The organism is Natrialba asiatica DSM 12278, from assembly GCF_000337555.1.
Lineage (GTDB): Archaea > Halobacteriota > Halobacteria > Halobacteriales > Natrialbaceae > Natrialba > Natrialba asiatica.
Map to the genome: position 1 here is coordinate 34,403 of NZ_AOIO01000022.1, position 24,075 is coordinate 58,477.

Consider the following 24,075-nt stretch of genomic DNA (forward strand, 5'->3'; position numbering starts at 1 on the left):
CTCGACCCGATAAAAATCCCCGTGTTTGTGCCTCCCTTCTGGCTGATGGAACGAACATCTATCCATGTATGTGAATATATTGTGAGCACAACGCGGCCGGTCGGCGCGACCGATGACACAGTATTCAAGCGTATTGACCCGAACACCTTGCGTATGCGACTCGAGGAGTACTGGGGAGTCGGCCCGAAGACGAGGGAGACGTTGGTCACGCACTTGGGACGGGAACGCGCGGTCCGCGCGATCGAGAGCGGCGACGTTCGCGAACTCGCGACCGCCGGCCTCGCCCGCGGGCGAGCGACCCGCATCCTGCGACGGGCGACCGGCGGCGACGGCATGGACGTTCTGGCGACGAGCGACGCCCGAGCGGCGTACAAGGACCTGCTCGATCTGGCCGTCGATCACGCCGTCACGCAGCGTGCGGCCGATCGAATCCGCGTTCTCACGCCGCTTTCCACCCGCGAAGAGATGGAATCGCGACTCGACGACGTGCTCGCGGCCCGGGACGCCTGGGCCGCCCTCGACGAGGGAGACCGGGACGCCGTCCTCGCGGCCTACGAGCGCTACGACGACCGCGACGAGAGCGAGCGCGCCGCCGTCGAAACCGCACTCGCGCTGCTCGAGGCCGGCGTCGACTCCGGCCCGTTCGCAACGATCGCCGAACTCGACAGCGAAACGCTCGCGGCGGCCGCCGACGCGCTTTCGGCCTTCGAGGACGACGGCGGCCGCGGTCGGCTTCGCCGCGGTGCCGACGACGAACTCGATCGGCTCCGCGACGCGCTCGGAACGGTGGAGGACATGGACGCGAACGCGCTCGAACTGATCGAGGAGTTGCGCTCGGACGGCGTCCGCGACGTGAGCCAGTTCCGCGAGGCCTTCGAGGACCACCTGCTCTCGGAGACGGCGGTCACGGTCGAGCAGGTTCGCGACGCGATGCCCACCGACGCGACCGACGCGACGGACTTCGTCGGCGGGACGCTGCGCACGCTGCGCGGCGACCTCACCGCGGCGATCGACGAACGTGAAGAGCGGGTCGCCGGCGAGTTCAGAGACGCGCTCGAGGACTCCCGGGCGGCCATCGACCAGGCCGTCGAGGCGGTCGACGACATCGCCTTGCACCTCTCGCTCGCGCGCTTTGCGCTCGCGTACGACTGCACCCGGCCGACGTTCGTCGAGGGCGAATCGGCCGCGGTATCGGTCGTCGAAGCGCGGAACCTGACGCTCGCGTCGCCAGCGACCGACGCGAACGCCGCACGAACCGAGGGCGAAGAACCGGTTCAGCCGATCACTTACGCGCTCGGCGACCACGGCGTCACCGATCCGGCTGCCGTCCCCGGGAGCACCGACGCGGCTCCCGACCGCCAGCGCGTCTCCGTCCTCACGGGCGCGAACAGCGGCGGGAAGACGACCCTGCTCGAAACGCTCTGTCAGGTCGTCCTGCTCGCGTCGATGGGGCTTCCCGTCCCCGCCAAAGGGGCCGAGGTAACGCCCGTCGACTCGCTCGTCTTCCACCGCCGCCACGCCAGTTTCAACGCCGGCGTGCTCGAGTCGACGCTCCGCTCGATCGTGCCACCGTTGTCCGCCGACGGCCGCACGCTGATGCTCGTCGACGAGTTCGAAGCGATCACGGAACCCGGCAGCGCAGCCGACCTGTTACACGGCCTCGTAACGCTGACCGTCGACCGCGACGCCCTCGGCGTGTTCGTCACGCACCTCGCCGATGACCTGGAGCCGCTGCCGCCCGAAGCCCGCGTCGACGGCATCTTCGCCGAAGGGCTCAATCCCGAACTCGAGTTGCTGGTCGACTACCAGCCGCGGTTCGATACGGTCGGGCGGTCGACGCCGGAGTTCATCGTCTCGCGTCTGGTTGCGAACGCGGACGACCGCGGGGAGCGAGCGGGCTTTGAAACGTTGGGTGAGGCGGTCGGGAACGACGTGGTCCAGCGGACGCTGGCCGATGCGCGCTGGAGCGAGTAGGGCGGCCGGCGTACGTGATTATCGAGACCGCGGACCGCAGCGGCCGTCAGGGCTCTCGGTCGTCGCCGGCGTCGAACCGAGACGTTCGTTCCGAGGGCCAGTTGTCGGTGTCGAACGCATCCGTCGTATCTGTCGTATCCGTCGTATCCGTCGTGCTCGATGCGGCGACGCTGCCCGACGGTGCTCGAGCGTCGTGACTGGCCTGTTGCTCGCTTCCGAGATGGGTGTAGACGATGCCGCCGTACTCCTCGCAAACCCGCGCTTCGAGGTACGCCTGTGCGGCAGGGCGCGCGAGAACACCCATCTCGATGATATCCGTAAGCGTCGTCTTCGTTGCGCGAAACCAGGTCCTGATCGCAGTGCCGTCGTGCGGGTCGGGTTCGACAATCGCGCCGCGTTCGTCGCCGTGACCATCCCCCCACTCGAGCCAGCAAACGTGATACGATGAGACGGTATAGCCGGTGGCGGGGTCGGCGAGAAACAGCGCCTCGTGAACGCACGGATCGAGATGAGCGGTCAGAATTCGGTCGCGGGCGATCGAGTCCGCGAGCAACTCCGACGAGACGGTACCATCGGCGAGTGGCGTCTCAGCGGTAATCTCGTCTGCAAGCGTGAGATCGGTCCCGCCCCAGTGGCTGTATCGGAGGTCGTAGAGGCGGTCGGGCCGACGGTACGCGACGAGCGCTCTATGCCCCATTCGATCCCTCCGAACGGGATGGCATGCTCGCGTCGTTCGCTCCGGTCACCGCATCAACGTTCGTTCCGCACAGATCCGCGCCTTCGCGCTCACGCCAGTGGTCCGGCAGCCGACGGCCACTCGGTTCGAGATCCATTGCTGGTTCTGGTTCCGTCCCGGTATTTGAACCTCGGGGCGAAAGCCGGGAGTGAACTGATGCGAGAGTCCGCGTGGAACGAGTTCGAAACAGCGAGCGACTCCCGGTAGCGGGATCGATTCTATCTGGTTCCTATCCGGTTCGGCTCGGCAGCTCCTGAAGGCAGTTCCGACAGAACGTATAGAAATAGTCGTTCTCCGTCGAGCAGTACGGGCACGGCCCCTGCGGGGCTGGCTCGGTCGATAGACCGGTGGACTCGCGCATATGCGAGCGTCGGTTCGGCCGGCGAAAAGGATAGCTCCGGCATTCGAAGGGACCGTCAGTAGCAGGGCGTGGCATTCATGAGCGATATCGCCGTCCGTGTAATTCCGTAACAGGAATTCCGTCTCCGAGTTCACGGAAGCTGCTCCAAGAACTGCAGGAGACCGCGGGAGGATTCAGGACGTTTCAGGGTTGTTGTCGGTATCGTTGGGGCCGTTCGTCGGAGACTGAACTCGCTCCTCAGCCCGCGCTTTGAGCGCCTCGTTCATCGCCCTGAACCCCCGTTCGAGTTGCTGTTCATCGAACAGGAACGGAACGAGCACCCCACGGAACGTCTCGCGGTGGAGCAACCTGGTTCGTTCGCCCCCGTCGATCGAATCGAGGTGGAACTCGTGATAGCCGTCGAAGATGAATGGGACTCCGAGTCGGCCGAGCCAGGCTAACCGGCGGTTCTCCTCGGCAGCGACGACGACCGGCGTAAACGTCATCCCCCGCGATCCGGGCGGCTTAATTCGGACCTCCAACTCTGCTTCCACCGTCGGGTCTCCTTCGATCGACCGGACGAACGGATTCCACTCGGGGTAGCTGTCGAACTCGAGGAGTACGTCCCAGACGACGGCTGGTGGGGCGTCGATATCCTCGAATACTTCGATTACGTTCATGGTGGTTGTTACCGTTCCGATTACGTTTCGCGTATCCGATCGTTACTCCGTGAGTATCGGCGCGAGGGCGTGTCAGTATTCGTCTCGAGCCCGTTCGTAGACTGCCATAACACGCCACTTAGCTATTTGCGTCTGTTAGAGCTATTATAAAACTCCGGGAGACACTCTCTACAGCCGTCCCAGGGGGAGGATAATCTGTGAAACGTCTCGGAAAAGCTACGAAAAGGATCGATGGCGTCCCGGCGTGATCGAGAGAAGACGGATCCGCAGTTACGGTCCGTATTGGCGCGGAACGGAGCGTTCGGGAACTGTCTCACCAAGGACACTGCAACCGGGAATCGTCCCGGAACGCGCCGGGCCGACCTATTTCCCCGCAGTTCGTGTCTATGCTCCTATGACGAACGTCGCGATCACCGGTGCATCCGGCCGGGTCGGGAGAGAAGCTATCGAGGCGTTTGCAGACCGGGAAGAGACGCTTACGCTGTTCTCACACAGTGAGTCGGAGGATCTCGAGACGACACCGATCGAAATCTCCGACCGCGAGGCGGTCGCGAACGCACTCGAAGGCCAGGACGTACTGATCCACCTCGCCGCCAATCCGGACCCGCGCGCCGACTGGGACGCCGTCATGGAGCCAAATATCGAGGGCGTCTACAATATCTATGCCGCGGCCGTCGAGAACGATCTACGGCGCGTCGTCTTCGCGAGTTCGAATCACGCGGTCAACATGGCGAACACCGTCTCCCCGACGCGACCGGAGTCGACAGTTGGAAGTCCCGACATCGTTCGGCCCGACGATACCCTCGATCCGGACACCTACTACGGGGTGACTAAGGTGTTCGGCGAAGCGATGGGATCGTACTACGCCAAGCGTCACGGCCTGGACGTGCTCAACCTCCGGATCGGCTGGCTCCTCACGCGGGATGAACTGCGAGCGGAGGTCGCCGACCGAGACGGTGCCGGCGAACGATTCGCCCGCGCGATGTGGCTCAGCCCCGCGGACTGCCGACAACTCATGCGCGTCTCCGTGACGGCCTCGCTCTCGGAAACGCCCCTAACTGCTCACGGTATTTCGGACAACGCAGAACGATTCCTCTCGCTCTCGGAAACGCTTCTCGAACTGGGTTACCGACCGCAGGACGACTCGGCAGCCGTTCTCGAGTGAGACGGTCCCTTGTACCGATTTCTCGTCGCAATCGCAGGGACGGGTCGCGGGTGCTTCGGAACTGCCTGACAGCAGTCCGGGTGAGCCAGTCGCCCCACGGGCACCCGCTCCACACGTACGTTTTTATATCGATACGCGAATGTCTTTGCGTGATGGGAAGAGGGAGACGGTCGCTTCCACGGCTCATCGACTACGCACTCGCCGTCGTCGTGGTGGCCGTTGCAGTGTGTACGTTCACCGGCGTGCCAGAGCCCTACCCAGCATGGCCGACGCTCGGTCCCGTCCCGGTAAATCCCGAACTCGTGTTCCCGGGGCTGCTGAGCCTGGTCGTGCTGTTACGGCTTCTTACCGACGAGTTCAGTGGCGCAACGCCGATCGTCGGTGTCCTCGGCTCCCTGACGCTGTTTCTCGCGACGATGAGCGTGTACATTTTGTACGCCGCCGAGGCCGGCGGCGTCTTCGTCGGTGGCGCGTTTACGCTCCTGAGCGGAATCGTCCTCGCGGCGGTCGTACTCTTGCAGGGAGCCGTTCGCACGGGTCGTCGCTGGCAGCGAACGGCGGACGTTTCCGTCCAGTGAGAAACGCCGGACTCAGCCGGTGTTAGGCGACGTTGCAACCGTCTTGGGCGTCCCTTTCGGATCGAAAGACCGAATATCGGGACGTTCGTACCGTCTCGTATGTCCACGAAGGTGTCCGACTCCACGGGCTACGTGCCGAATCCCCAGATGTCGGCGTTCGGCTACGTGATGGCGGCGGTGCTCGCGGTGTTGCTCTTGCCCGCGCTGCCGATCATCGTTCTGGCGTGGATCCTCTGGCGCGTCTTCTTCGCGGAGGAGCCCGTCGAGTCGAGCTACAAGGACTGGCGCACAGAGACGCAGAATCAGTAGCTGTAGCGGTCCATCCTCTCTGCTTTTACTGGTCACCGCTCACTCGGCCACCGCTTACTGGTCACCGCTCACTCGGCCACCGCTTACTGGTCACCGCTTGCCGCTCACTCGGACACCAACGACTCGAGTTCATCCGGCGGCCCGCCCGAAAGTTCATCCCGCTCGTGAGGCGCATCGAACGCCAGATCTGGTCCGCGAGCGACGATCCGGCTCGGGTTGACGTCCGGATGCGTCGTGTAATAGTGTTCGTTGATGTGGGCCATATTCACCGTCTCGGCGACCCCCGGCGTCTGGTAGAGATCCCGCAGGTACGGCCAGAGCGCGCTGAACTCGTGGATGGCTTTGACGTTACACATGAAGTGAGTGTGGTAGACCTGGTCGAATCGAATCAGCGTCGTAAACATCGCGATATCGGCCTCCGTGAGTCGGTCTCCGGCGAGGTATCGCTGCCCTTCGAGCACGTCGTTCCAGTGCTCGAGCGCCGAGAACAGGTCGTCGATGGCCTCGTCGTAGGGCTCTTGCTCCGTGGCGAAACCGGCGCGATAGACGCCGTTGTTGATCGGATCGTAGATCTCGTCGATGATTCGGTCGACTTCGTCACGGTAGCCGTCGGGGTAGAGGTCGACATCGCGTGGAGCCAGGTCGTCGAACGCGGTATCGAGCATCCGCATGATCTCCGCGGACTCGTTGTTGACGATGGTGTCTTCCTGTGTGTCCCAGAGAACCGGCACCGTCACTCGGCAGGTCGCGTTCGGATCGGCCCGCACGTACAGTTCGCGCAAGTAATCGGCATCGTGGACGTGATCGCGCGTACAGCCGTCCTTGTCGGGTGTGAACTGCCAGCCGCCCGCCTCGCGGTAGGGATCGACAACGGAGACCGAGATGGCATCTTCGAGTCCCTTCAGTGCGCGTGTCACGAGCGTTCGGTGCGCCCACGGGCACGCGTAGGAGACGTACAAATGGTAGCGGTCAGCCGCCGGCTGAAATCGCGCGTCGGGATCGTCGCGAACCCGGTCCCGGAACGTGGTCTCGTGGCGAGTAAACGCTCCCTCGTCGTCGGTCGATTCGGACGCATCGGTTCGCCACTCGCCGTCGACGAGCATGTTCATGGGGGCTGTACTCGGGCGAGCCCTAAAGGGGACTCGCCGAGACGGCAGACCGGCGATCAGATGATCGCACTCCCGACCCAGTATCCCACGCCGACGGCGAGAAGGAGGACGCCTTCGAGTCGGTTTACCCGTCGTCCGGTCGCGAGCAGCACCGTTGCGACGAGCGTCACGACGAGCAGCCACGCCAGCCCGGGGAGGACGGCGGGATCGACGGCCAGTGGTCGGATAGTCGCGGCGAGTCCGAGAACGCCGAAGAGGTTGAACACGTTCGAACCGATGACGTTTCCCGCGGCGATCGAAACGTCGCCGCGGCGGGCTGCAACGACGGCCGTGACGAGTTCAGGAAGCGATGTGCCGGCGGCGACGACCGTGACGCCGATGAGCCACGTGGAGAGCCCGATCGAGAGGGCGATCGTCGTCGCGGAATCGACGAGTAAGCGACTACTCCCGATGACGAGGAGGAGGCCGACGAGAAAGCGGGCGCTTTCGTAGCTGCGGTGCAGGGATTGTGGGTGTTCCCGGTCAGCGGCCCGTGGTGATCCCCGTCGGCTGGTCGGCCGCTGTCGGTCGCGCAGGTCGTCGTTCGTGGTGTCGGTGTTCGAATCGCTGCTCGCACCGCGTACCGACTCGGCGGCGTCAGCAGTGTTGTCTCGGGTCTGTGAGGGCACACCGTTCGTAGCGGGTGCTGTAGTCGTTTCGTCCGCGGTTGTTCGCCGAATTTCGATGCCGATTGCTCCGAGATACGCGATCAGCAGCACGAGCAGGAGAGCGCCTTCCGGGCGCGAGACGACGCGGTTTGCGAGAACGCCCGCCGCGATTACCGTCGCTGCAGCCAGCGCGAGGGCATCGCGGCGAATCATCGTTTCGGTAACGCGAAACGGCGCGAGGATCGCGACGATGCCGAGGATCACACCCAGGTTGAACACGTTCGATCCGACGACGTTTCCGACGGCAACGTCGCCGGTTCCTTCGAATGCGGCGACCGTCGAGACGGCCAGCTCCGGGGCGGAAGTCCCGAACGCAACGACGGTCAGACCGATCACGAGCGGGGAGATGCCGGCTGCGCTCGCGATGCTGGTTGCTGCAGCGACGAGCCATCGTGCGCCGAGCCAGAGGCCGATCGTGGCGCCAAGCAGTGCAACGACAGTGAGGAGCGTCGACACGAGTCGAACAATCGTGCGGCTGCGACAAAAACCCGTTTCACCGCTGCAGGACTGATATCTCATAGCCCGGGGGAGCGGGTGAGGTCGCCACCATTCGACAACACTTATCTGCCGAGTTTGATAACGAGTCGCGTGTGTTACGATGAGTACTGATAATAGTGACTCACCCGACGCGGACCCGAGTGAGTCATTCGTCCAGGATACCGGCGAAGAGGGGCCACGAATCGATTTCTACGGTGGCCGGGGAATGAGCGCGTTTCCGATCGTGTTCTTCATCCTCTGGGCGATTGCCCAGACGGCCTTCTGGCGAATCTCGGATGAAGGTGGACTCGTCGTCGGTATTCTGGTCGGCCTGATCGGGGGGATGTTCTTCGTTCGGGGAGATTGGAAGACCTATGCGAATACGATTTTCGAGGGAATGACCCAGCCGGTCGCCGTGACGGCGATCGTCGCGTGGATCTGGGCCGGGATGTTCGCCCAGTTGCTCCAGGACGGCGGCTTCGTCGACGGTCTAGTCTGGTTCGCCAACACCGCCGGGATCGGTGGTGCGCTGTTCCCGGCGGCGACGTTCGTCCTCGCCGCGGTGTTCACGACGGGGATCGGCACGGGCTACGGCGCGTCGATCGCGTTCGTCACGCTGTTTTTCCCGGCCGGACTCCTGTTGGGAGCCAACCCGATTTTGCTGTTCGGCGCGATCCTCTCGGGGGCGATCTTCGGTGACAACCTCGCACCCGTCAGCGACACGACGATCGTCAGCGCCGTCACGCAGGACTCGGACATCGGCGGCGTCGTCGCCTCCCGATTCAAATACGTCATCGTCGCCGCGATCGTGGCGTTCGCCGGCTACCTCGTCGCCGGTCAGTTCATGGGCGGCCTCGGGATCGGCGGCAACGCGCAGGAACTTCTCGTCGCCGAAAGCGAACCGATCGGGCTCGTTCACCTCCTCTCGATGGGCGTCGTGATCGGCACGGCCGTCGCCGGCCGCCACATCGTCGAGGCGATCTCGTGGGGCATCGTCGTCGCGGCGGCCTCCAGTCTCGCGCTCGGCCTGCTGTCGCTCGGGGACATCGTCTCCTTTAACGCGCCGGCGGACGCGCCGCTTTCCCAACCGCTCGAGTTCTTGCCGATCCTGACGGTTGTCGAGAACCCAGACGACGTCGGCGTCGGCGGCAGCCTCATCCAGGGGGCGGCCGGCTTCTTCGAACTCGCGATCCTCGTGTTGTTGATCATCGCGGCGGCGCAGATCATGATCCGCGGCGGGGCCTTCGAGGCGATTCTGGACTGGTCGATCGAGAACCTCGCGACGAACGTTCGCAACGCCGAACTGACGATGGTCGGCTCGGCGGCGCTAATCAACGCGGTCATCACGATCAACACGGCCGCGGAGGTCGCGATCGGGCCGTACATCTCGAAGATCGGCGAGCGGTTCAACCTGAACGGCTACCGGCGAGCGAACATTCTGGACGCACAGACCGCCGCGCTTGGCTACATCTTCCCGTGGTCCGGCGGCGTGCTCGCCGGCTATTCGGCGATGCAGGAGCTGCCCGGCGAGTTCGAGTGGTTCGACACCGGCATGCTCGTGACGCCGATCGACGTCGTGCCGTTCGTCTTCCAGGGCTGGTTACTCGTCGCCGTCTTCATCATCGCAGCGCTGACCGGTTTCGGCCGGGAGTACATTATCGATCGCGAAAGCGAGGAGGTGGCACGGCTATGAGCGTCTTCACAAAATTCCTTCGTGGCTGGCAGTTCCGTGACTCGAGTCCGTCGCTCACCGTGGGCGAGGAATGTAGCGTCTTCGTCGCCGAGGCGAACGGCGATGGCAACGGTCACGTCTACATCGGCGATACGCACCTGCTCGTTGAGGGCGCTGGTCCGGAGACAGTCGAACGGCGCGTTCGCGTCGAAGTCACCGAGTTCAACGAGACGAACGCAACCGGTCGTGCCGAGTTCATCGAGATCGTCGGCGAGAGTTCGTACACGAACTAGCGTTGCCTGCGATCCCGATGGAGTCGTTTTCGCTCCGCTGCGCGTTTTGTCGGAACGGTGTGCGTGCAGACTGGAATCAAGTCTTTAAGGCGGGTGCGTGTGCATCCACTGGATATAGGTGGTCCCGAGCATGCCAGACGAGGGCGAAGCAGCCGACGAAGGGCGACACCGACAGAGTCGACTCGTCACCGACGACGACGGCCAGTTCGATGCCGAGCGCGCCCGCACCGAATCCCTCCCGATCGAAGACGGCGAAGTCATCGACACGGACGAACTCGCCGACCACCAGCACTACGTCGAGGGGAGAGGGATCTACGACGACCGAAACCGGATCAACGACCTCACCGGCAAGGAGTGGAAGTACGCGACCAAATCGGTGATCGCGGAGGGGTATCCGCCCGACGTGCAACACGACCTACGCAGCGAACACGGCGGGCAGAAACCGCCCCGACTCTGTGCGGCTCTCATCGACCGGTTCAGCAAGGCCGGCGACACGGTCCTCGATCCGTTCGCCGGCGTCGGCGGCACCCTCCTCGGCGCGAGTTTCTGCGAACACGAGGGGACCGGTCTCCGGGAGGCTATCGGCTTCGAGCGCACCAAGCGGTGGGTCGAAATCTACGACGACGTCCTCGAGCGCGAGAACGACGCCCGCAGCGCACGCGGCGAGCCCGAACTCGCCGCACAGGAGCTCCGCCACGGCGACTGTCGCGAGCTGATCGAGGACGTGTCCGACGACAGCGTCGACCTCCTGCTGACCGACGTTCCCTACTGGCACATGGACGAACTCGAACAGACGCGAAACGAACGCGAGACGCGGGAAAGCAAACTGGGATCGTTCGAGGCCGACGCAGCAGGCGCAGCGGATGCAAACAGTGAGGGGACGGCCGAGACCGGAACTGAGTCCGCGTCCGCGTCCGAATCAACAACCGCAACGAAAGCAGACTGGCTCGACGACATGGCCACGAAATTCGACCGCTTCACCGACGCCGTCGCCCCCGACGGCCACATCGTCGTCTTCATCGGCGACATGTACCGCGACCAGTCCTACGAGTTCCTCTCGGCTGAACTCGCACGCGCGATCGAGTCGACTGCGCCGGTGACGCTCGCGGCGAATTTGATCTGGTACGATCCGACGAAGGACTTGCACGTCTACGGTTATCCGTTCTCGTTCGTGCCGTCGATGGTCCACCAGAACGTGCTCGTGTTTCGGCCGGACGGAGAATCCACGTCTGACCGGGCATAGCGGCTACTGGAGCGCCGCTCGGACTTCGTCTGCACTGCTGGTTTCCGTCACAACGGCGACTTCGTCGCCGGCCTCGAGTTCGGTGCCGGGAAGCGGGATAGTAAGCGATTCGCGCGCGCGACCGTGAGCGTAGATTCGGGCGGATTCCGGCAGGTTGAGTTCGCTCATTCGTTTACCGATAGCGGCTGACTCGTCCGGGATCTTGAGGACCGTGAGCTGGAGGGTCGCCGCCAGGTCGGTGACGACGTTGAAGTCGCCGCCGAGCATGGCGGTCTTCGCGCCGGCGGCACCGAGGCGTTCGGGGTAGATGATTTCGTCGACTTCGTCTGCGTACTGCTCGTAGATGTCCTCGCGGTAGTCCTCGTCGATCCGGAGTGCGGTCCGACAGCCGTGGTGGTTGCCGACCATGCAGGCGGCGAAGTTGGCGTTGAGGTCGGGCGTAAACGCGCCGATGGCGTCGGCGGTTGCGATTCCGGCGTCGGTGAGAACCGCCTCGTCAGCGCCGTCGCCGTGGGTCGTCTCGAAGCCCTCGTCCGCGGCTCGATCGATCCGATCGTGGTCGTTGTCGACGATGACGACCTCGTGGCCCTCCTCCGCGAGGATGCGGGCTGTTCGCGAGCCGACTCTCCCATACCCCACGATGACGAATCTCATGGTATCACAGTACGTAGCCGGGGCTAAAATACGTTGGTCTCGATAGAACCTCGGTCGCAGTCGTTCAACGGTGTGCGGACGGCACTCCACGTCGCCGACTGTGTATGCACGAACGTGTAGGATATGGGTGGGAGGCCAGACAAGAACTTTTAACTAAGGTCTGTGGTTATGCTTGACCATCCAACATGGGGGTTACCGAAACGATCGCGGATTACTTCGGATTCGACGAGTACGAGACGGACCTCTCGACCGAACTGATCGCGGGACTGACGACGTTTCTGGCGATGTCGTACATCATCGTCGTCAATCCGCTTATCCTGGGAGAAGCAATCGAGATCGAGGGCTACTCCGGAGCGCAGGTGACGCAAATGATCGCCGTCGCGACCATCCTCGCGTCGGTCGTCGGGACCACGGTCATGGCGCTGTGGGCGAATCGCCCGTTCGGACTCGCACCTGGCATGGGACTGAACGCGTTCTTCGCGTACACCGTCGTCCTCGGTCTCGGCGTACCCTGGCAAGTCGCCCTCGCCGCCGTCTTCGTCGAGGGGATCATTTTCATCCTCCTGACGGTGATCGGCGCACGCCGCTACATCATCGAACTGTTCCCCGAACCCGTCAAGTTCGCCGTCGGTGCAGGGATCGGGATCTTCCTGCTCTTTCTCGGCTTGCAGGAAATGGAACTCGTCGTCTCCGACCCCGAAACGGCTGTCACCCTCGGCAACGCCGCGACCAGCCCCATCGCCGCCCTCTCGGTCGTCGGCCTCGCCCTGACGCTCGTCCTCTACGCCCGCGGCACCCGCGGTGCAATCGTCATCGGGATCATCTTCACCGCCCTCGCCGGCTGGCTGGTGACCCTCCTCGGCGTCGTCTCACCGAGTGAACTCGCACTCGAAAGAGAGTATAACTTGGTCACGAACGACGGGCTAAGCGGTATCATCGAGTTGATTCTGAACGTCCAGTACGACTTCACGCCGCTCATCGCCGGCTTCGTCGACGGCCTCGGGATGATCGCCGAAGACCCGTTTGTCTTCGCACTCGTCGTCTTCACCTTCTTCTTCGTCGATTTCTTCGATACGGCGGGTGCGCTCATCGGCGTCTCCCAGATCGGTGGCCTCCTCGACGACGAGGGGAATCTCCCAGAAATCGAAAAGCCGCTGCTGGCCGACGCCGTCGGCACCACCGTCGGCGCGATGATCGGCACGTCGACCGTCACGACGTTCGTCGAGTCCTCCGCCGGACTCGAGGAGGGCGGCCGAACCGGCTTCACCGCGCTCGTCGTCAGCGGATTCTTCGTCCTCTCGTTGCTCGTCGTCCCCCTGGTAGCCATCATCCCGCAGTACGCGATCTACGTCGCCCTCGTCGTCGTCGGCATCATCATGCTCCAGGGCGCAGCCGATATCGACTGGCAGCAATCGACCTGGCTCATCCCCAGCGGCCTGACGATCACGGTCATGCCGCTTACCACCTCGATCGCGAACGGGCTCGCCGCCGGGATCATGAGCTACCCCCTCGTCAAGGCTGCCGCCGGCGAACGAGCCGACGTTTCGCCCGGTCAGTGGGCGCTCGCCCTCGCGTTCGTCCTCTACTTTGGCGCGTACTTCGCCACGGACGCCGGATTCCTGACGTTCTAACTCTCTCCCACTCCGTCCCGTTCCCTGATCCGCCTACTCCACCGTGTTCCGCTGCCGTTCCACTCTCCGCCACTCCGCCCCTGCACACTCACTCCGCCCCCGCAGAGTCAGTGACACGAGATTCGGTCGCCAAATGTCGGGACCCCGTACACTGACTATCGAACGCAGAACCCCAACTACTCGAACTCACGGCCGATACCCGCCGCGACCGGTGCGCTCATACGTCCCGCGTCATTATCTTGCACTATGGCTGCCATTACCATGTACGAACTCCCCGGCTGCCCGTACTGTGCGAAAGTCCGCTCGAAACTCGACGAACTCGAACTCGAGTACGACACCATCGAGGTACCGCGCTCACACGGCGAGCGGACCGAAGTCGAGGAGGTAAGCGGCCAGACCGGCGTGCCCGTCATCACCGACGAGGACAACGGTATCGATGGAATGCACGAAAGCGACGACATCGTCGAATACTTAGAAGAAACCTACGCATAGAACCGAGCGTCGGGCGAGCGAGCGGCTATTCGTCGGTTACTGAGATTTCTGACGTTCACCAGAACTGACGATCAGCCGTCGGTTTACGCGATACCGGTACTACTAGTGAACTCGCGCCAGAAATCCGCCGTCGCAGAACTCAAGCCGCCTCCTCGTGCTCGGCTCGCTCCCGAATCACGTCCCGAAGTTCGTCCGTGTCGTGTAGATCCGCGAGTTCATCGCGCTCGACGAGCGCGGTGCCGTCGACGGCGTCGCGTTTCGCCCGGTCGACGACGTAGACGGAGCGCGTGCGAGTAACGCGGCCGATCGAACTCATGATTCGGGCGCGTTTCTCGGCGGCTTTGGTGAACTCGGAGTGACCGGTGAGGACGACTTCGCTGTCGTCTTCGTCCTTGCTGACGGCCTTGAACGGCGAGCGGATCGTCGGGTGGACGCTGTAGCCGGCCCGCGTGAGGACGGCGACGACCTGTTCGTCGCCAGGGTCCGCCTCGGGATCGTCCGGCGTCGACTCCGTCTCGTGGACATCGTCGGTTCCATCGAGGACGTCGACGGGACTGGTCAGCGGTGCCTCGAAGAGGTCTTCGAGCGCCATGGCGACCTCGACGGAGGCGTTCATCCCGTCCTCGTACTTCGAGACGGTCCGGCGGGAGACGCCGAGTTCGCTCGCGAGTTGGCCGAGACTCCAGTCGCGGTCCTCGCGTTCGTCGGCGAGCAAGTCGCCGTCGATGTTGACGTAGAGGCCGCCCGGTGCGGCGTAGATCAGCGGCGGGACGCCTTCGATGAACAGGTTGTACGCGGTATCGGGGCTGAAGACCGGAACGCCGTGTCGGAAGTAGACGACGTCCGGTTTGAGATCCTCGTCGCGACTGCGCAAGCCGATCACGACCGGCGTCGCCTGCAGGTAGGTACCGAGACGACGCATCTCGTGGCCGGTTGCCTCGTTGAAGGCGTCGATGTTGCCGAGAATCTTGACGAGTAACAGATCCTCGCCGCGACGCGCAGCGATATCGAAACTCTTCGGTCGGATCGCACACCGATCGCTCACCACGAATCCCGCGTCCTCTAACATCGCGGTCACGTTGCCGACCAGTGCGGAGCGGGACATAGGGGGATGTAAGCTATTCCTCATATAAGAGCGTTTCCCCGAGAGGCCCGTCTGCGGTGTCGCGATTGCGGGGTGTATCAGCAGTATACTTATATACTGCTTCTATTGCATTGTGATAATTGTTCGTTCCGGCTGACGCTACACCGCCGCCGTCCTCGCGGCACCTGTCCTCGTCCCAGGTGAAACGCGTCGCTCGCATCGAAAGGCGTTACTCGCCGCCGGCACAACCACCGTCGATGACCGTCGTCGGGATCGACGATACGGACTCCCGCGAACGCGGCATGTGTACGACCTACGCCGCCGCGACGATCGCCGAGCGGCTGCGCCGCGATGCCGGCGCTTCGATCGATCGCGTTCTCCTCGTCCGGCTCAATCCCGCCGTCGAGTTCAAGACGCGCGGGAACGCGGCGCTTGCGATTCACACCGACTGCGACCCCGACCGCGCGTTCGAACTCGCGCGCGCTGAACTCGAGTCGCTCGCGGAAACGGGAGACGAACGAACGAACCCGGGGTTGGTCGTCGCCGACGTCCGCCCGGACGCCGACGACCTGCCGGCTGAACTCGGCCGGTTCGCGATGCGAGCGATTCGAGAGCACCTTTCCCTCGAGGAGGCACGGGCTGTAATCGACGGCTACGGGTACCGGTCGTGGCACGCCGGTAACGGCCGCGGGCGGATCGGCGCGCTGGCCGCGATCGGTGCCTGGCGCGCGCTCTCCGCGTGGACGTACGAGTTCATTACCTACCGCGAGTCGGATCGCTGGGGGACGACGCGGACGGTCGATCCCGAGAGCGTCTTCGTCGCGGCGGAGCGAGGCTATCCTGCAGTCTGGGACACCGTCGACCGCGACGAGAACGAGACCGTTTGCGTGCCACACACGCCGGGGCCGATTCTGCACGGCATCCGCGGGGACGATCCCGATCGGGTCCGCCGGGTCGCCGAACGGATCGAGAGCGAGCCGGTGCGGACGAGCCAGTTGTTCGTCACGAACCAGGGAACGGACGTGCATCTGCGGGATCTGACCGCGGACGAAGCGGCGAAACAAACGCGGAAATCGGAGACGGACGCGGCGCACCCGCCGGCCGAACTGCGGGACGGTCGTTCCTATCGGCTCGACGCGCGCGTCGCCGAACCGCCCGAAACGCGGCGCGGAGGACACGTGTTCGTGGAGGTAGCTACGGGCGCGAACGGAACTCGAGCGACGGCCAGCGACGTCGACGCCGCATCCACCACGCCGTCACGCCACACACTCACCTGCGCCGCCTTCGAACCCACCAAACGCTTTCGCGACCGCATCCGCGCCCTTCGCCCCGGGGACGAACTCACCGTCTGCGGCGAACTCGCGGGCGGCACCCTCAAACTCGAGAAGTTCGCCCTCCGCGACCTCGTGACCACCGAACTCGCCACGCCCACCTGTCCGGACTGCGAGCGAACGATGGAAAGCGCCGGGCGAAATCAGGGGTATCGCTGTCGCGACTGCAAGACGAGTGCAGCCGGAAAAGAGCGGGTGCCAATCGAGCGGTCGCTCGAGCGCGGCTGGTACGAGGTGCCGCCGTGCGCGCGACGACACATCGCGAAGCCGCTGGTCCGGGGCGGATTCGACGGCCCGATTCACCCGGAGCGCTGATCGCCGGGCTCTCCAGCCGGGACGATCAGGGACAGTCAGGGCATACTGACGCCGCGGCGCACGAGAAACTCGCTCGCGTCCTTGATCTCGACCGGACTGCCGATGATCCGATAGTAGCGCTCGCCCTCCGGAACGATCGTCACGACGAACTCGTCGTCGAGCCGCGGCTCGAGGTTCTCGAGCGTCTCCCGAGGGAGCACGATCTGCGTACTCTCGCGCAACTGCGACGGATCCGACATTCGTCTAGGCGATCTTCTATTCGCACCTCGTTTATGTGTGTCGATGTATATTTGTATTGGTGATTGGAGTTCGCACGCCACTGCAATCGAGACGATCCGCAAGCGACAGCTGATGCTCGCTGGGGGCGATCGTCACCGCGTTGCGGCCCCCGCCGCTCGTTCCGTCGCATGGAAAGGGTTTTTCGGGACGACCGGCTGGGTATAGACAAATGGGGCTCGAGGAGGATATCGAGGAGATCGAAGACGAAATCGCCAACACCCCCTACAACAAGTCGACCGAGGCCCACATCGGTCGCCTCAAGTCCAAGCTCGCGGAGAAAAAGGAAAAATTCGAGAACCAGCAATCCGGCTCCGGCGGCGGCGGCGGCTACTCCGTCGAAAAGCACGGCGACGCGACGGTCGCCCTCGTCGGCTTCCCGAGCGTCGGGAAGTCCTCGATGCTGAACTCGTTGACCAACGCCGAGAGCGAGACGGGGTCCTACGAGTTCACGACGCTCGACGTCAACCCGGGGATGCTCAGCCACCGCGGGGCGAACATCCAGATGCTCGACGTGCCCGGACTGATCGAGGGGGCGGCGTCGGGCCGCGGCGACGGCAAGCAGGTGCTCGCGGTCGTCCGGAACGCCGACCTGATCATGTTCGTGCTGTCGGTGTTCGAGATCGAGCAGTACGACCGGTTACGGGAGGAGCTGTACGACATTAACATCCGCGTCGACCGAGAGCCGCCGCGGGTGACGGTGCGACCGAAGATCAAAGACGGGATCAAGATCACCTCGAGCACCGAGCAGGACCTCGACGAGGAGACGATTTCGGACGTATTGCGCGATCAGGGCTACGTCAACGCCGATCTCAACTTACAGGAGAACGTCACGATCGACCGGCTGATCGACGGCCTGATGGAGAACCGGGAGTACATCCCGTCGATCACCTGCGTCAACAAGGTCGATCTGATCGAACCGTCCTACAAGGAAACGGTCGACGAGCAACTTCGCGAGCGCGACCTCGATCCCGAGGAGGTGACGTTCATCAGCGCCGAGAAGGAGAAGGGACTCGACGCGCTCAAGGATCGAATCTGGAACAACCTCGATCTGATCCGCATCTACATGGACAAGCCGAGCCGCGGCATCGACTGGGAGGAACCGCTCGTGATCGAACGCGGTTCGACCGTCGGTGAGGCGGTCGAGAAACTCGGCGGCGAGATGGAAGAGCGCTTCCGATTCGCCCGCGTGAGCGGCCCCAGTGCGACCCACGACGAGCAGCAGGTCGGCGAGGGCCACGTGCTCGAGGACGAGGACGTGTTGAAGCTCATTTTACGGCGGTAGAGATCGACCGAGCGGTGTCTGGTCTGGTGCGACAGTTCCCGGGGCGATGAACAGTCGTTCGCCGGCACGAGACTTACCGGCCGTGCCGTTCTACGACCACCGATGTCGAAACGCCCGACCGGAACGATGGACGTGGACCGGCTCCTCGAACTCCGCGTGGCAGATGCCGTGCTCCCGGCCGAGACGGATTCGGATCCACTCCCGGCCGCCGCAGATCAGCGCCGCACCGAGAGCGGAGACGAGCGAACGTACGTCGTGAACATAACCGATCTCGTCGAGCGTACGGAGCTTCCACCCGACCCCATCATCGACTGGAGCACCGACGACCGGGATGCCGACCCGATGCTCGTCTTCGCACCCCTCCCGCCGGACGAGATCGACGACGCGGCCTTCCCGCGGCGAGTCATCGAGACCGACGACGGGACGTACGCACCTGTCCCCGACGACCTGCTACGGATCGATCCGAGCAGCGGACTCGGTATCGACCTGGCGGCCTACGACGACGACAACCCGCTCCTGTTCGAAGCCGTCGCGACCGACGAGACGATCGGCCTCCTCCCGGCCAGGTTCGCCGACGGAACGCCGTTCGACGCCGAGCCGCTTCCCGAAACGCCGTCCGAAAGCGATCCCGTCGCCGAGGAAACCCTCGCTCACGAGTTCGGGGCCGATACTGACGCCGAAGCCGGAACCAGGGCGACGCCGCGCCTCGAAACCGTCGACGCACCGATCGATGCGGAGATCATCGCAACAGTCGTCGACGAAACCGAAACCGCCGAGAGCGAACTCGCCGACGCACTCGAGAGGATCCACCAGTACGACCTCCTGAGCATCGAGGATATCGTTCCCGGTCGAGAACCGCTCTCGGTCGACGGCCGCGTCATCTTTCCCGTCCCCGCGGACGCCTGGACGGTCGAGGTCGGCGCTGAACTCGACGCCGACGAGGGCGTTCTCGAGGCCGCTCGAACGGCCCACGAGAGACAGGCAAACCGACTGCTCGAGCGCGCGGAGGCGACGGACTACCGAGACGAACTCGCGGACGACGAGTTCGCAGTTGCGGTGACGGTCGAACTGGATACTACCGAATGGAGCAATACTGGCGAAAGCGGATGAGCATGTCTGATACTACACAGTTCTCCGATACTTGAGTCAGAGACACGGCGACTTCGGATGCCGATCCTATTTATACCGCGACTCGCTGAGTATGAGCATATGGCGGAAGCGCTCTCACTCGTGCCACCGTTGCTCGCGATTATGCTCGCGATCGTGACGCGTCGGCCGATCCTGTCGTTGTTCGTCGGGATCTGGTCGGGTGGCGTCATCGCAACTGGGAGTATCGGACTCGGACGGGCGTTCGGTTGGATCGCCGGTTCGATGGCGGATATGTTCCACGCTCAGATCCTCATCTTCACGCTGTTGCTCGGATCGGGCGTTGCACTCATCTGGCGACTCGGCGGTGCGACTGCGGTTCGAAACTGGGCGACCGCACGGCTCAAGACCCAGCGAAAGGCCGGTCTCGCGGCCTGGCTTCTCGGAATGCTCCTATTTTTCGACGACTACGCAAATACTGCCATCGTCGGGAATACGATGCGCGAGATTTCCGATCAGATGCGGATCTCCCGCGAGAAACTGTCGTACATCGTCGACTCGACATCCGCACCGGTTGCGACGCTCGGCCTCTCGAGTTGGGTCGCCTTCCAGCTCTCGATGATCGAGGACGGGTATGCGAGCCTCGTCGACAGCGAGGAGGTAAACGTGGCTGCAGCGGAGACACCGGATGCGTTCGACACGTTCGCCGCCTCGATCCCCTTTAACACCTACTCGCTGCTCGCGATCGTGATGGTCGGTATCATCATCATCTCGCGTCGCGACTACGGGGAGATGCTCGGTGCCGAACACCGCGCCTGGCAGACCGGGAAAGTCAATCGCGATGATGCACAGCCGTTACAGGAGGCCGAGGACGACCTCCGCGCGCCGATCGAGAAACGGCCGATGCTGCGGACGTTCTTCGCCCCGATCGGCGTGTTGATCGCGGTCGCGCTCTCGGGTGCGTTCTGGACCGGGTACCAGACGTGGCTCACCGACCAGGCCGACGCGGGCGAGCCAACGGCCCTACTTGAAGCAATCGGCGGCGGCAATCTCACCGACTGGGCAGGGAGTGCCATCCAGGTCTTCGTCGACATCGTCGGCAACGGCGACTTCGCCGCCGCCCTCATCTGGGGCTCGTTCGCGATGGTCGCAACGGCGGTCACTATCGGCATCGTCTACGACCTCTTCGACCTCGACGACGGTATCGAGACCGTACTCGAAGGATTCCACCTCATGCTCACCGCCGTCACCGTGCTCGTCCTCGCCTGGGCCATCAGCGCCGTCGCCGAGGACCTCGGCACCGGTGACTACGTCGCAACCGTCGCGGAGGGCGTCGTCTCGCCCGAACTCCTCCCGATCGCCATCCTGTTCGTCTCCGCGTTCGTCTCGTTCACCATGGGCTCGTCGTGGGCGACCATGGGCATCGTCACGCCGACCGCTATCACGGTCGCCTACAACCTCACCGGGAACTTCGAACTGATGCCGATCGTCGTCGGCGCAGTGTTCTCCGGGGCAATCTTCGGCGATCACACCTCGCCGATCTCGGACACCTCCGTACTCTCTTCGACGTTCACCGGCGCGGACCTCATCGACCACATCCGTACGCAACTGTACTACGCAAGCACTGTCGCTCTCGTCGTCGTAGTCTGTTACCTCCTCAACGGCTACCTCGGCGTCCCGCCCACCGTCTTCCTTCCACTGGGCGTCATCCTCCTCGTCGGACTCGTCTACGCGTTCTCCGAACTCCACGGACTCATCGCGGGCATCGATCCGAAACCCTCGACCGTCTCGACCGACGCCTCCCGCGATGGCCGCGCCATCGAGACATCCCCCAGCCCCGACCCGGAAGACGCCGAGTGAACCGCCGCCTTCGCCACGCTTTTTGTACCGCCGAGCGTGATCCCGCGTATGGACGGCACGCTCGACCACGTAATGCTTCGTGTCGCAGACCTGAACGACTCCCTCGAGTGGTACGAAACCCACCTCGATTACGAGGAGAAAGACCGCCACGAAGGCGACGGCTTCACCATCGTCTACCTCGGCCCCGAGGACATGCACGAAGACGGCGCGATGCTCGAACTCACCCACAACGAGGGCGACGACGACCTCGACGTCGGCGACGGCTGGGGCCACATCGCCGTCCGCGTTCCCGAAGGTGAACTCGAGGACGCCTACCAGCAACTCATGGACGACGGCGTCGAGGACTACCGCGACCCCGAATCCTGCGGCGGTCGCTACGCGTTCGTCAAGGACCCCGACGGCCACGAGATCGAAATCGTCCAGCGCGACCAGGGCGCACGCTGGTCGCTCGACCACACGATGATCCGAATCGAGGACGCCGACGAGGCACTCGGGTTCTGGACCCGCAAGTTCGAGTACGAACACACCAGTCGCTGGGAAGCCGACTCGTTCTCGAACTACTTCATGAAACCCGCGGACGCCGCGCCCGAAGAGATGTCCGTCGAACTCACCTACAACTACGACGGACGAAGTTACGACATGGGCGACGCATGGGGCCACCTCTGCGTTCGCGTCGACGACCTCGAAGAGGACTGGGACCAGTTGCTGACCCGCGAGGCGGCCGACTACCGCGACCCGGAGAGCAACGACAACATGTACGCCTTTACGGAAGACCAGGACGGCCACGAGATCGAACTCCTCGAACGCGATCCAAGCGCCGACTCGCTGTTCCCGTTCTAGGGGCGCTCCGCGCGGAACGGTTCGCTGCTCGAATCGATTTTCTCGCTCCGATCACTACCGCTACCCGAGGCCGTCAGTTGAGATATTCGTCCATATCTGATATTGCCAGAAGGTGATACCTTCAACAACTTTATGCCGACGGCCATCCGTTCCTCGGAACGAATGGTAACCGGGTGGCGATTTCGAATCGGGAGCGTTCTCGGAGTCATATCGCTGACAGTTTTTGCTGTTACCATCGCCAACCACCCAGTTTCACAATCACTGTTTACGAGCGCGGTTCCGCTATTCAATCGGCTCGAAGTCACCGTCTTGACCGGCGAATCGTTCTTCTGGGCGATCCTGTTGAGGGTCCTCGCTGTAACCGGCTGTCTGCTTCCGCTCTATAAACCGCGTCCCCGACGAACGCTCGATACGGCCCTGTTCGCCCAGAAACGAGTGCTGGTCGCAACGTTCGTTCTCGCAACGCTTGGCTACTTCAAGTGGTCACATCGTCTTCCGCGGGCAACGCTCGTGATGCTGACCGCGATTTTGCTCGTGACGATCCCCGCATTGTTTCTGGCCATCAGACGGCGACCCGCCGGGTCGACCGGCCGAACGCTTATCGTCGGGGACGATCTCTCCCAGATCGAAGACATCTCCCCTGCCGTCGATGCGCCGCTCGTCGGCTATCTCTGTCCCTCAACCGCGACGACGCTTTCGTTCGACGAGGACCGATTCTATGACGAGTCACTGACGGCCGACGGCGGCGTTGCTATCGGTGGTTCGGAACCGAAACCGGACCCAAGTGCCGACGCGGACACAGCACAGCAACAGCAGTCTCACAACCGCGTACAGGAACAGCGTTCGAACGCTGCTGTGAGCGACTCCAGCACCCAGACCCAACAGGTCACGGCCCGGAATCAGGCTCAGAGCGACACCCAAACTCACCCCCAAACCACCACGCAACCCCGAAGCCGAACTCGGACCCAGGATCACACTCGCACCCAAAATCACACTCACGCTCACACTCACGCACACGCTCACACTCGAAACCGTCGTCCCCATCCACACCCAACCCACTCACAGCGCGCCGACTCCCACCAGACTGAACTCGATACGCTACCCAGACGCGGTGGCCTGTCGAGACTCGAGACCGTTCTCGTCGAAGACGACATCGACACGGTCGTTCTTGCCTTCCACCAGCCGGATCGCGCAGAGTTCTTTGGTGCGCTCGATACATGCCAGGAACACGGCGTCAGTGTGAAGGTGCATCGCCAGTACGCCGACAGCGTCCTCGTCTCGGCCGGAGCCGTGGACAAGCTCGTCGATGTTGACCTCGAACCGTGGGATCCGTTCGATCACTTCTTCAAACGCGTCTTCGACGTGATCTTTGCGGTGATCGGACTCATCGTGTTCGCACCGATTATGGTCGCAATTGCGGCCGCGATCAAACTCGATAGTCCGGGACCGGTGCTCTACAGCCAGGCGCGCACCGCCGGCTTCGGCGAAACGTTTCCCATCTACAAGTTCCGGACGATGATTCCGGAGGGTGAAACGGCGGTGCCGTCGACCGACGAGGAAAACGACCGGATCACGCGCGTGGGACACGTTCTCCGACGGACGCATCTCGATGAACTCCCCCAGCTCTGGTCGATTCTACTCGGGGAGATGAGCGTTGTCGGTCCGCGGGCAGTCTGGACCGACGAGGAACCGCTACTCGAACGGGATGCGCCTGCCTGGCGAAAACGTTGGTTTGTCAAGCCGGGGCTAACGGGACTTGCACAGATCAAGGGGGCAAAGAGTACCGATCCGAACATGAAACTCCGGTACGATCTCGAGTACATTCGAACGCAATCGATCTGGGTCGATTGCCTGATCGTCATCCGGCAAGTCTGGACGGTCATCGACGAGTTCAGGAGCTGAGGTGGCGGGGGTGCAGCGAAAGCGAGTCGTTGGCAA

23 protein-coding genes are annotated in these 24,075 nt (G+C 63.5%); 15 read left to right on the plus strand and 8 right to left on the minus strand.

The window, feature by feature from the left end:
• Window positions 1–153: 153 nt before the first annotated feature.
• Entirely contained in the window at window positions 154–1,974 is a 1,821-nt protein-coding gene (locus C481_RS08640; protein ID WP_006108798.1) for a MutS-related protein, read from the plus strand.
• 46 nt (window positions 1,975–2,020) lie between these two features.
• On the opposite strand, the gene C481_RS08645 is transcribed toward C481_RS08640, so the two are convergent.
• The 3 genes from C481_RS08645 to C481_RS08650 all read right to left on the minus strand — a co-directional run bounded on the left by C481_RS08645 (window position 2,021) and on the right by C481_RS08650 (window position 3,730).
• On the minus strand, window positions 2,021–2,671 hold the full coding sequence (locus tag C481_RS08645) for a DUF6735 family protein (protein WP_006108799.1): 651 nt from the start codon (window positions 2,669–2,671) through the stop codon (window positions 2,021–2,023).
• 268 nt (window positions 2,672–2,939) lie between these two features.
• Window positions 2,940–3,146: a DUF7577 domain-containing protein gene (locus C481_RS23315; RefSeq protein ID WP_449406453.1), complete on the minus strand. Its 207-nt coding sequence runs from the start codon at window positions 3,144–3,146 to the stop codon at window positions 2,940–2,942.
• A 98-nt stretch (window positions 3,147–3,244) separates the two neighbouring features.
• Window positions 3,245–3,730 (minus strand): SRPBCC domain-containing protein, encoded by a 486-nt coding sequence (locus tag C481_RS08650; protein WP_006108801.1) that lies wholly within the window; start codon window positions 3,728–3,730, stop codon window positions 3,245–3,247.
• A 394-nt stretch (window positions 3,731–4,124) separates the two neighbouring features.
• Between C481_RS08650 and C481_RS08655 the strand changes: the two genes are divergently transcribed.
• From C481_RS08655 to C481_RS08665, 3 genes are all read left to right on the plus strand, one after another.
• Window positions 4,125–4,895 (plus strand): NAD-dependent epimerase/dehydratase family protein, encoded by a 771-nt coding sequence (locus C481_RS08655; RefSeq protein ID WP_006108802.1) that lies wholly within the window; start codon window positions 4,125–4,127, stop codon window positions 4,893–4,895.
• A gap of 152 nt (window positions 4,896–5,047) precedes the next feature.
• Window positions 5,048–5,473 carry a hypothetical protein gene (locus C481_RS08660; RefSeq protein ID WP_006108803.1) on the plus strand — a complete coding sequence of 142 codons (426 nt, stop codon included), beginning with the start codon at window positions 5,048–5,050 and terminating at the stop codon, window positions 5,471–5,473.
• A 99-nt stretch (window positions 5,474–5,572) separates the two neighbouring features.
• Entirely contained in the window at window positions 5,573–5,782 is a 210-nt protein-coding gene (locus C481_RS08665; RefSeq protein WP_006108804.1) for a DUF7535 family protein, read from the plus strand.
• A 104-nt stretch (window positions 5,783–5,886) separates the two neighbouring features.
• On the opposite strand, the gene C481_RS08670 is transcribed toward C481_RS08665, so the two are convergent.
• Both C481_RS08670 and C481_RS08675 read right to left on the minus strand, forming a co-directional pair.
• Window positions 5,887–6,891, minus strand: a complete 1,005-nt coding sequence (locus C481_RS08670; protein WP_006108805.1) for a glutathione S-transferase family protein — start codon at window positions 6,889–6,891, stop codon at window positions 5,887–5,889.
• A 56-nt stretch (window positions 6,892–6,947) separates the two neighbouring features.
• Window positions 6,948–8,054 (minus strand): calcium/sodium antiporter, encoded by a 1,107-nt coding sequence (locus C481_RS08675; RefSeq protein ID WP_006108806.1) that lies wholly within the window; start codon window positions 8,052–8,054, stop codon window positions 6,948–6,950.
• Between the two features lie 142 nt (window positions 8,055–8,196).
• Here C481_RS08675 and C481_RS08680 point away from each other — a divergent pair, with 142 nt between their 5' ends.
• From C481_RS08680 to C481_RS08690, 3 genes are all read left to right on the plus strand, one after another.
• Window positions 8,197–9,768 (plus strand): Na+/H+ antiporter NhaC family protein, encoded by a 1,572-nt coding sequence (locus tag C481_RS08680; protein WP_006108807.1) that lies wholly within the window; start codon window positions 8,197–8,199, stop codon window positions 9,766–9,768.
• Window positions 9,765–10,040 (plus strand): DUF7513 family protein, encoded by a 276-nt coding sequence (locus C481_RS08685; protein ID WP_006108808.1) that lies wholly within the window; start codon window positions 9,765–9,767, stop codon window positions 10,038–10,040. The genes C481_RS08680 and C481_RS08685 overlap by 4 nt, the downstream gene beginning before the upstream one ends.
• Window positions 10,041–10,170: 130 nt before the next feature.
• Complete coding sequence (locus C481_RS08690) at window positions 10,171–11,283, plus strand: class I SAM-dependent methyltransferase (RefSeq protein WP_006108809.1); 1,113 nt, start codon at window positions 10,171–10,173, stop codon at window positions 11,281–11,283.
• Between the two features lie 3 nt (window positions 11,284–11,286).
• On the opposite strand, the gene C481_RS08695 is transcribed toward C481_RS08690, so the two are convergent.
• Window positions 11,287–11,937 (minus strand): potassium channel family protein, encoded by a 651-nt coding sequence (locus C481_RS08695; protein WP_006108810.1) that lies wholly within the window; start codon window positions 11,935–11,937, stop codon window positions 11,287–11,289.
• A gap of 185 nt (window positions 11,938–12,122) precedes the next feature.
• Between C481_RS08695 and C481_RS08700 the strand changes: the two genes are divergently transcribed.
• Entirely contained in the window at window positions 12,123–13,568 is a 1,446-nt protein-coding gene (locus C481_RS08700) for an NCS2 family permease (RefSeq protein ID WP_006108811.1), read from the plus strand.
• Between the two features lie 246 nt (window positions 13,569–13,814).
• Window positions 13,815–14,060 carry a glutaredoxin family protein gene (locus C481_RS08705; protein WP_006108812.1) on the plus strand — a complete coding sequence of 82 codons (246 nt, stop codon included), beginning with the start codon at window positions 13,815–13,817 and terminating at the stop codon, window positions 14,058–14,060.
• Window positions 14,061–14,199: 139 nt separating this feature from the next.
• On the opposite strand, the gene C481_RS08710 is transcribed toward C481_RS08705, so the two are convergent.
• Window positions 14,200–15,165 (minus strand): transcriptional regulator, encoded by a 966-nt coding sequence (locus tag C481_RS08710; protein ID WP_006108813.1) that lies wholly within the window; start codon window positions 15,163–15,165, stop codon window positions 14,200–14,202.
• Window positions 15,166–15,401: 236 nt separating this feature from the next.
• Between C481_RS08710 and C481_RS08715 the strand changes: the two genes are divergently transcribed.
• Window positions 15,402–16,790 carry a tRNA(Ile)(2)-agmatinylcytidine synthase gene (locus C481_RS08715; protein WP_006108814.1) on the plus strand — a complete coding sequence of 463 codons (1,389 nt, stop codon included), beginning with the start codon at window positions 15,402–15,404 and terminating at the stop codon, window positions 16,788–16,790.
• Window positions 16,791–16,825: 35 nt separating this feature from the next.
• Here C481_RS08715 and C481_RS08720 read toward each other — a convergent pair whose 3' ends face one another.
• The gene (locus C481_RS08720; protein WP_006108815.1) at window positions 16,826–17,029 is read right to left on the minus strand and encodes a VNG_1110C family protein; all 204 of its coding nucleotides are present in this window, start codon (window positions 17,027–17,029) and stop codon (window positions 16,826–16,828) included.
• A 209-nt stretch (window positions 17,030–17,238) separates the two neighbouring features.
• Here C481_RS08720 and C481_RS08725 point away from each other — a divergent pair, with 209 nt between their 5' ends.
• The 5 genes from C481_RS08725 (at window position 17,239) to C481_RS08745 (ending at window position 24,039) form a co-directional block, all read left to right on the plus strand.
• Window positions 17,239–18,351 carry an OBG GTPase family GTP-binding protein gene (locus tag C481_RS08725; RefSeq protein ID WP_006108816.1) on the plus strand — a complete coding sequence of 371 codons (1,113 nt, stop codon included), beginning with the start codon at window positions 17,239–17,241 and terminating at the stop codon, window positions 18,349–18,351.
• Window positions 18,352–18,453: 102 nt separating this feature from the next.
• Window positions 18,454–19,461 carry a hypothetical protein gene (locus C481_RS08730; protein WP_006108818.1) on the plus strand — a complete coding sequence of 336 codons (1,008 nt, stop codon included), beginning with the start codon at window positions 18,454–18,456 and terminating at the stop codon, window positions 19,459–19,461.
• Window positions 19,462–19,560: 99 nt separating this feature from the next.
• Entirely contained in the window at window positions 19,561–21,297 is a 1,737-nt protein-coding gene (locus C481_RS08735) for a Na+/H+ antiporter NhaC family protein (protein ID WP_006108819.1), read from the plus strand.
• Window positions 21,298–21,345: 48 nt separating this feature from the next.
• On the plus strand, window positions 21,346–22,137 hold the full coding sequence (locus C481_RS08740) for a VOC family protein (protein ID WP_006108821.1): 792 nt from the start codon (window positions 21,346–21,348) through the stop codon (window positions 22,135–22,137).
• A 162-nt stretch (window positions 22,138–22,299) separates the two neighbouring features.
• Window positions 22,300–24,039, plus strand: a complete 1,740-nt coding sequence (locus C481_RS08745) for a sugar transferase (RefSeq protein ID WP_152422162.1) — start codon at window positions 22,300–22,302, stop codon at window positions 24,037–24,039.
• Window positions 24,040–24,075 lie beyond the last annotated feature (36 nt).

Bases quoted from the DNA above. Each gene is read 5' to 3' on its own strand.
- C481_RS08720 (WP_006108815.1), bottom strand. From the start codon at position 17,029: ATGTCGGATCCGTCGCAGTTGCGCGAGAGTACGCAGATCGTGCTCCCT.
- C481_RS23315 (WP_449406453.1), bottom strand. From the start codon at position 3,146: ATGCCACGCCCTGCTACTGACGGTCCCTTCGAATGCCGGAGCTATCCT.
- C481_RS08735 (WP_006108819.1), top strand. From the start codon at position 19,561: ATGGCGGAAGCGCTCTCACTCGTGCCACCGTTGCTCGCGATTATGCTC.
- C481_RS08740 (WP_006108821.1), top strand. From the start codon at position 21,346: ATGGACGGCACGCTCGACCACGTAATGCTTCGTGTCGCAGACCTGAAC.
- C481_RS08640 (WP_006108798.1), top strand. From the start codon at position 154: ATGCGACTCGAGGAGTACTGGGGAGTCGGCCCGAAGACGAGGGAGACG.
- C481_RS08680 (WP_006108807.1), top strand. From the start codon at position 8,197: ATGAGTACTGATAATAGTGACTCACCCGACGCGGACCCGAGTGAGTCA.
- C481_RS08705 (WP_006108812.1), top strand. From the start codon at position 13,815: ATGGCTGCCATTACCATGTACGAACTCCCCGGCTGCCCGTACTGTGCG.
- C481_RS08700 (WP_006108811.1), top strand. From the start codon at position 12,123: ATGGGGGTTACCGAAACGATCGCGGATTACTTCGGATTCGACGAGTAC.
- C481_RS08685 (WP_006108808.1), top strand. From the start codon at position 9,765: ATGAGCGTCTTCACAAAATTCCTTCGTGGCTGGCAGTTCCGTGACTCG.
- C481_RS08730 (WP_006108818.1), top strand. From the start codon at position 18,454: ATGTCGAAACGCCCGACCGGAACGATGGACGTGGACCGGCTCCTCGAA.
- C481_RS08655 (WP_006108802.1), top strand. From the start codon at position 4,125: ATGACGAACGTCGCGATCACCGGTGCATCCGGCCGGGTCGGGAGAGAA.
- C481_RS08690 (WP_006108809.1), top strand. From the start codon at position 10,171: ATGCCAGACGAGGGCGAAGCAGCCGACGAAGGGCGACACCGACAGAGT.
- C481_RS08665 (WP_006108804.1), top strand. From the start codon at position 5,573: ATGTCCACGAAGGTGTCCGACTCCACGGGCTACGTGCCGAATCCCCAG.
- C481_RS08660 (WP_006108803.1), top strand. From the start codon at position 5,048: ATGGGAAGAGGGAGACGGTCGCTTCCACGGCTCATCGACTACGCACTC.
- C481_RS08645 (WP_006108799.1), bottom strand. From the start codon at position 2,671: ATGGGGCATAGAGCGCTCGTCGCGTACCGTCGGCCCGACCGCCTCTAC.
- C481_RS08710 (WP_006108813.1), bottom strand. From the start codon at position 15,165: ATGTCCCGCTCCGCACTGGTCGGCAACGTGACCGCGATGTTAGAGGAC.
- C481_RS08715 (WP_006108814.1), top strand. From the start codon at position 15,402: ATGACCGTCGTCGGGATCGACGATACGGACTCCCGCGAACGCGGCATG.
- C481_RS08670 (WP_006108805.1), bottom strand. From the start codon at position 6,891: ATGAACATGCTCGTCGACGGCGAGTGGCGAACCGATGCGTCCGAATCG.
- C481_RS08695 (WP_006108810.1), bottom strand. From the start codon at position 11,937: ATGAGATTCGTCATCGTGGGGTATGGGAGAGTCGGCTCGCGAACAGCC.
- C481_RS08745 (WP_152422162.1), top strand. From the start codon at position 22,300: ATGGTAACCGGGTGGCGATTTCGAATCGGGAGCGTTCTCGGAGTCATA.
- C481_RS08650 (WP_006108801.1), bottom strand. From the start codon at position 3,730: ATGAACGTAATCGAAGTATTCGAGGATATCGACGCCCCACCAGCCGTC.
- C481_RS08725 (WP_006108816.1), top strand. From the start codon at position 17,239: ATGGGGCTCGAGGAGGATATCGAGGAGATCGAAGACGAAATCGCCAAC.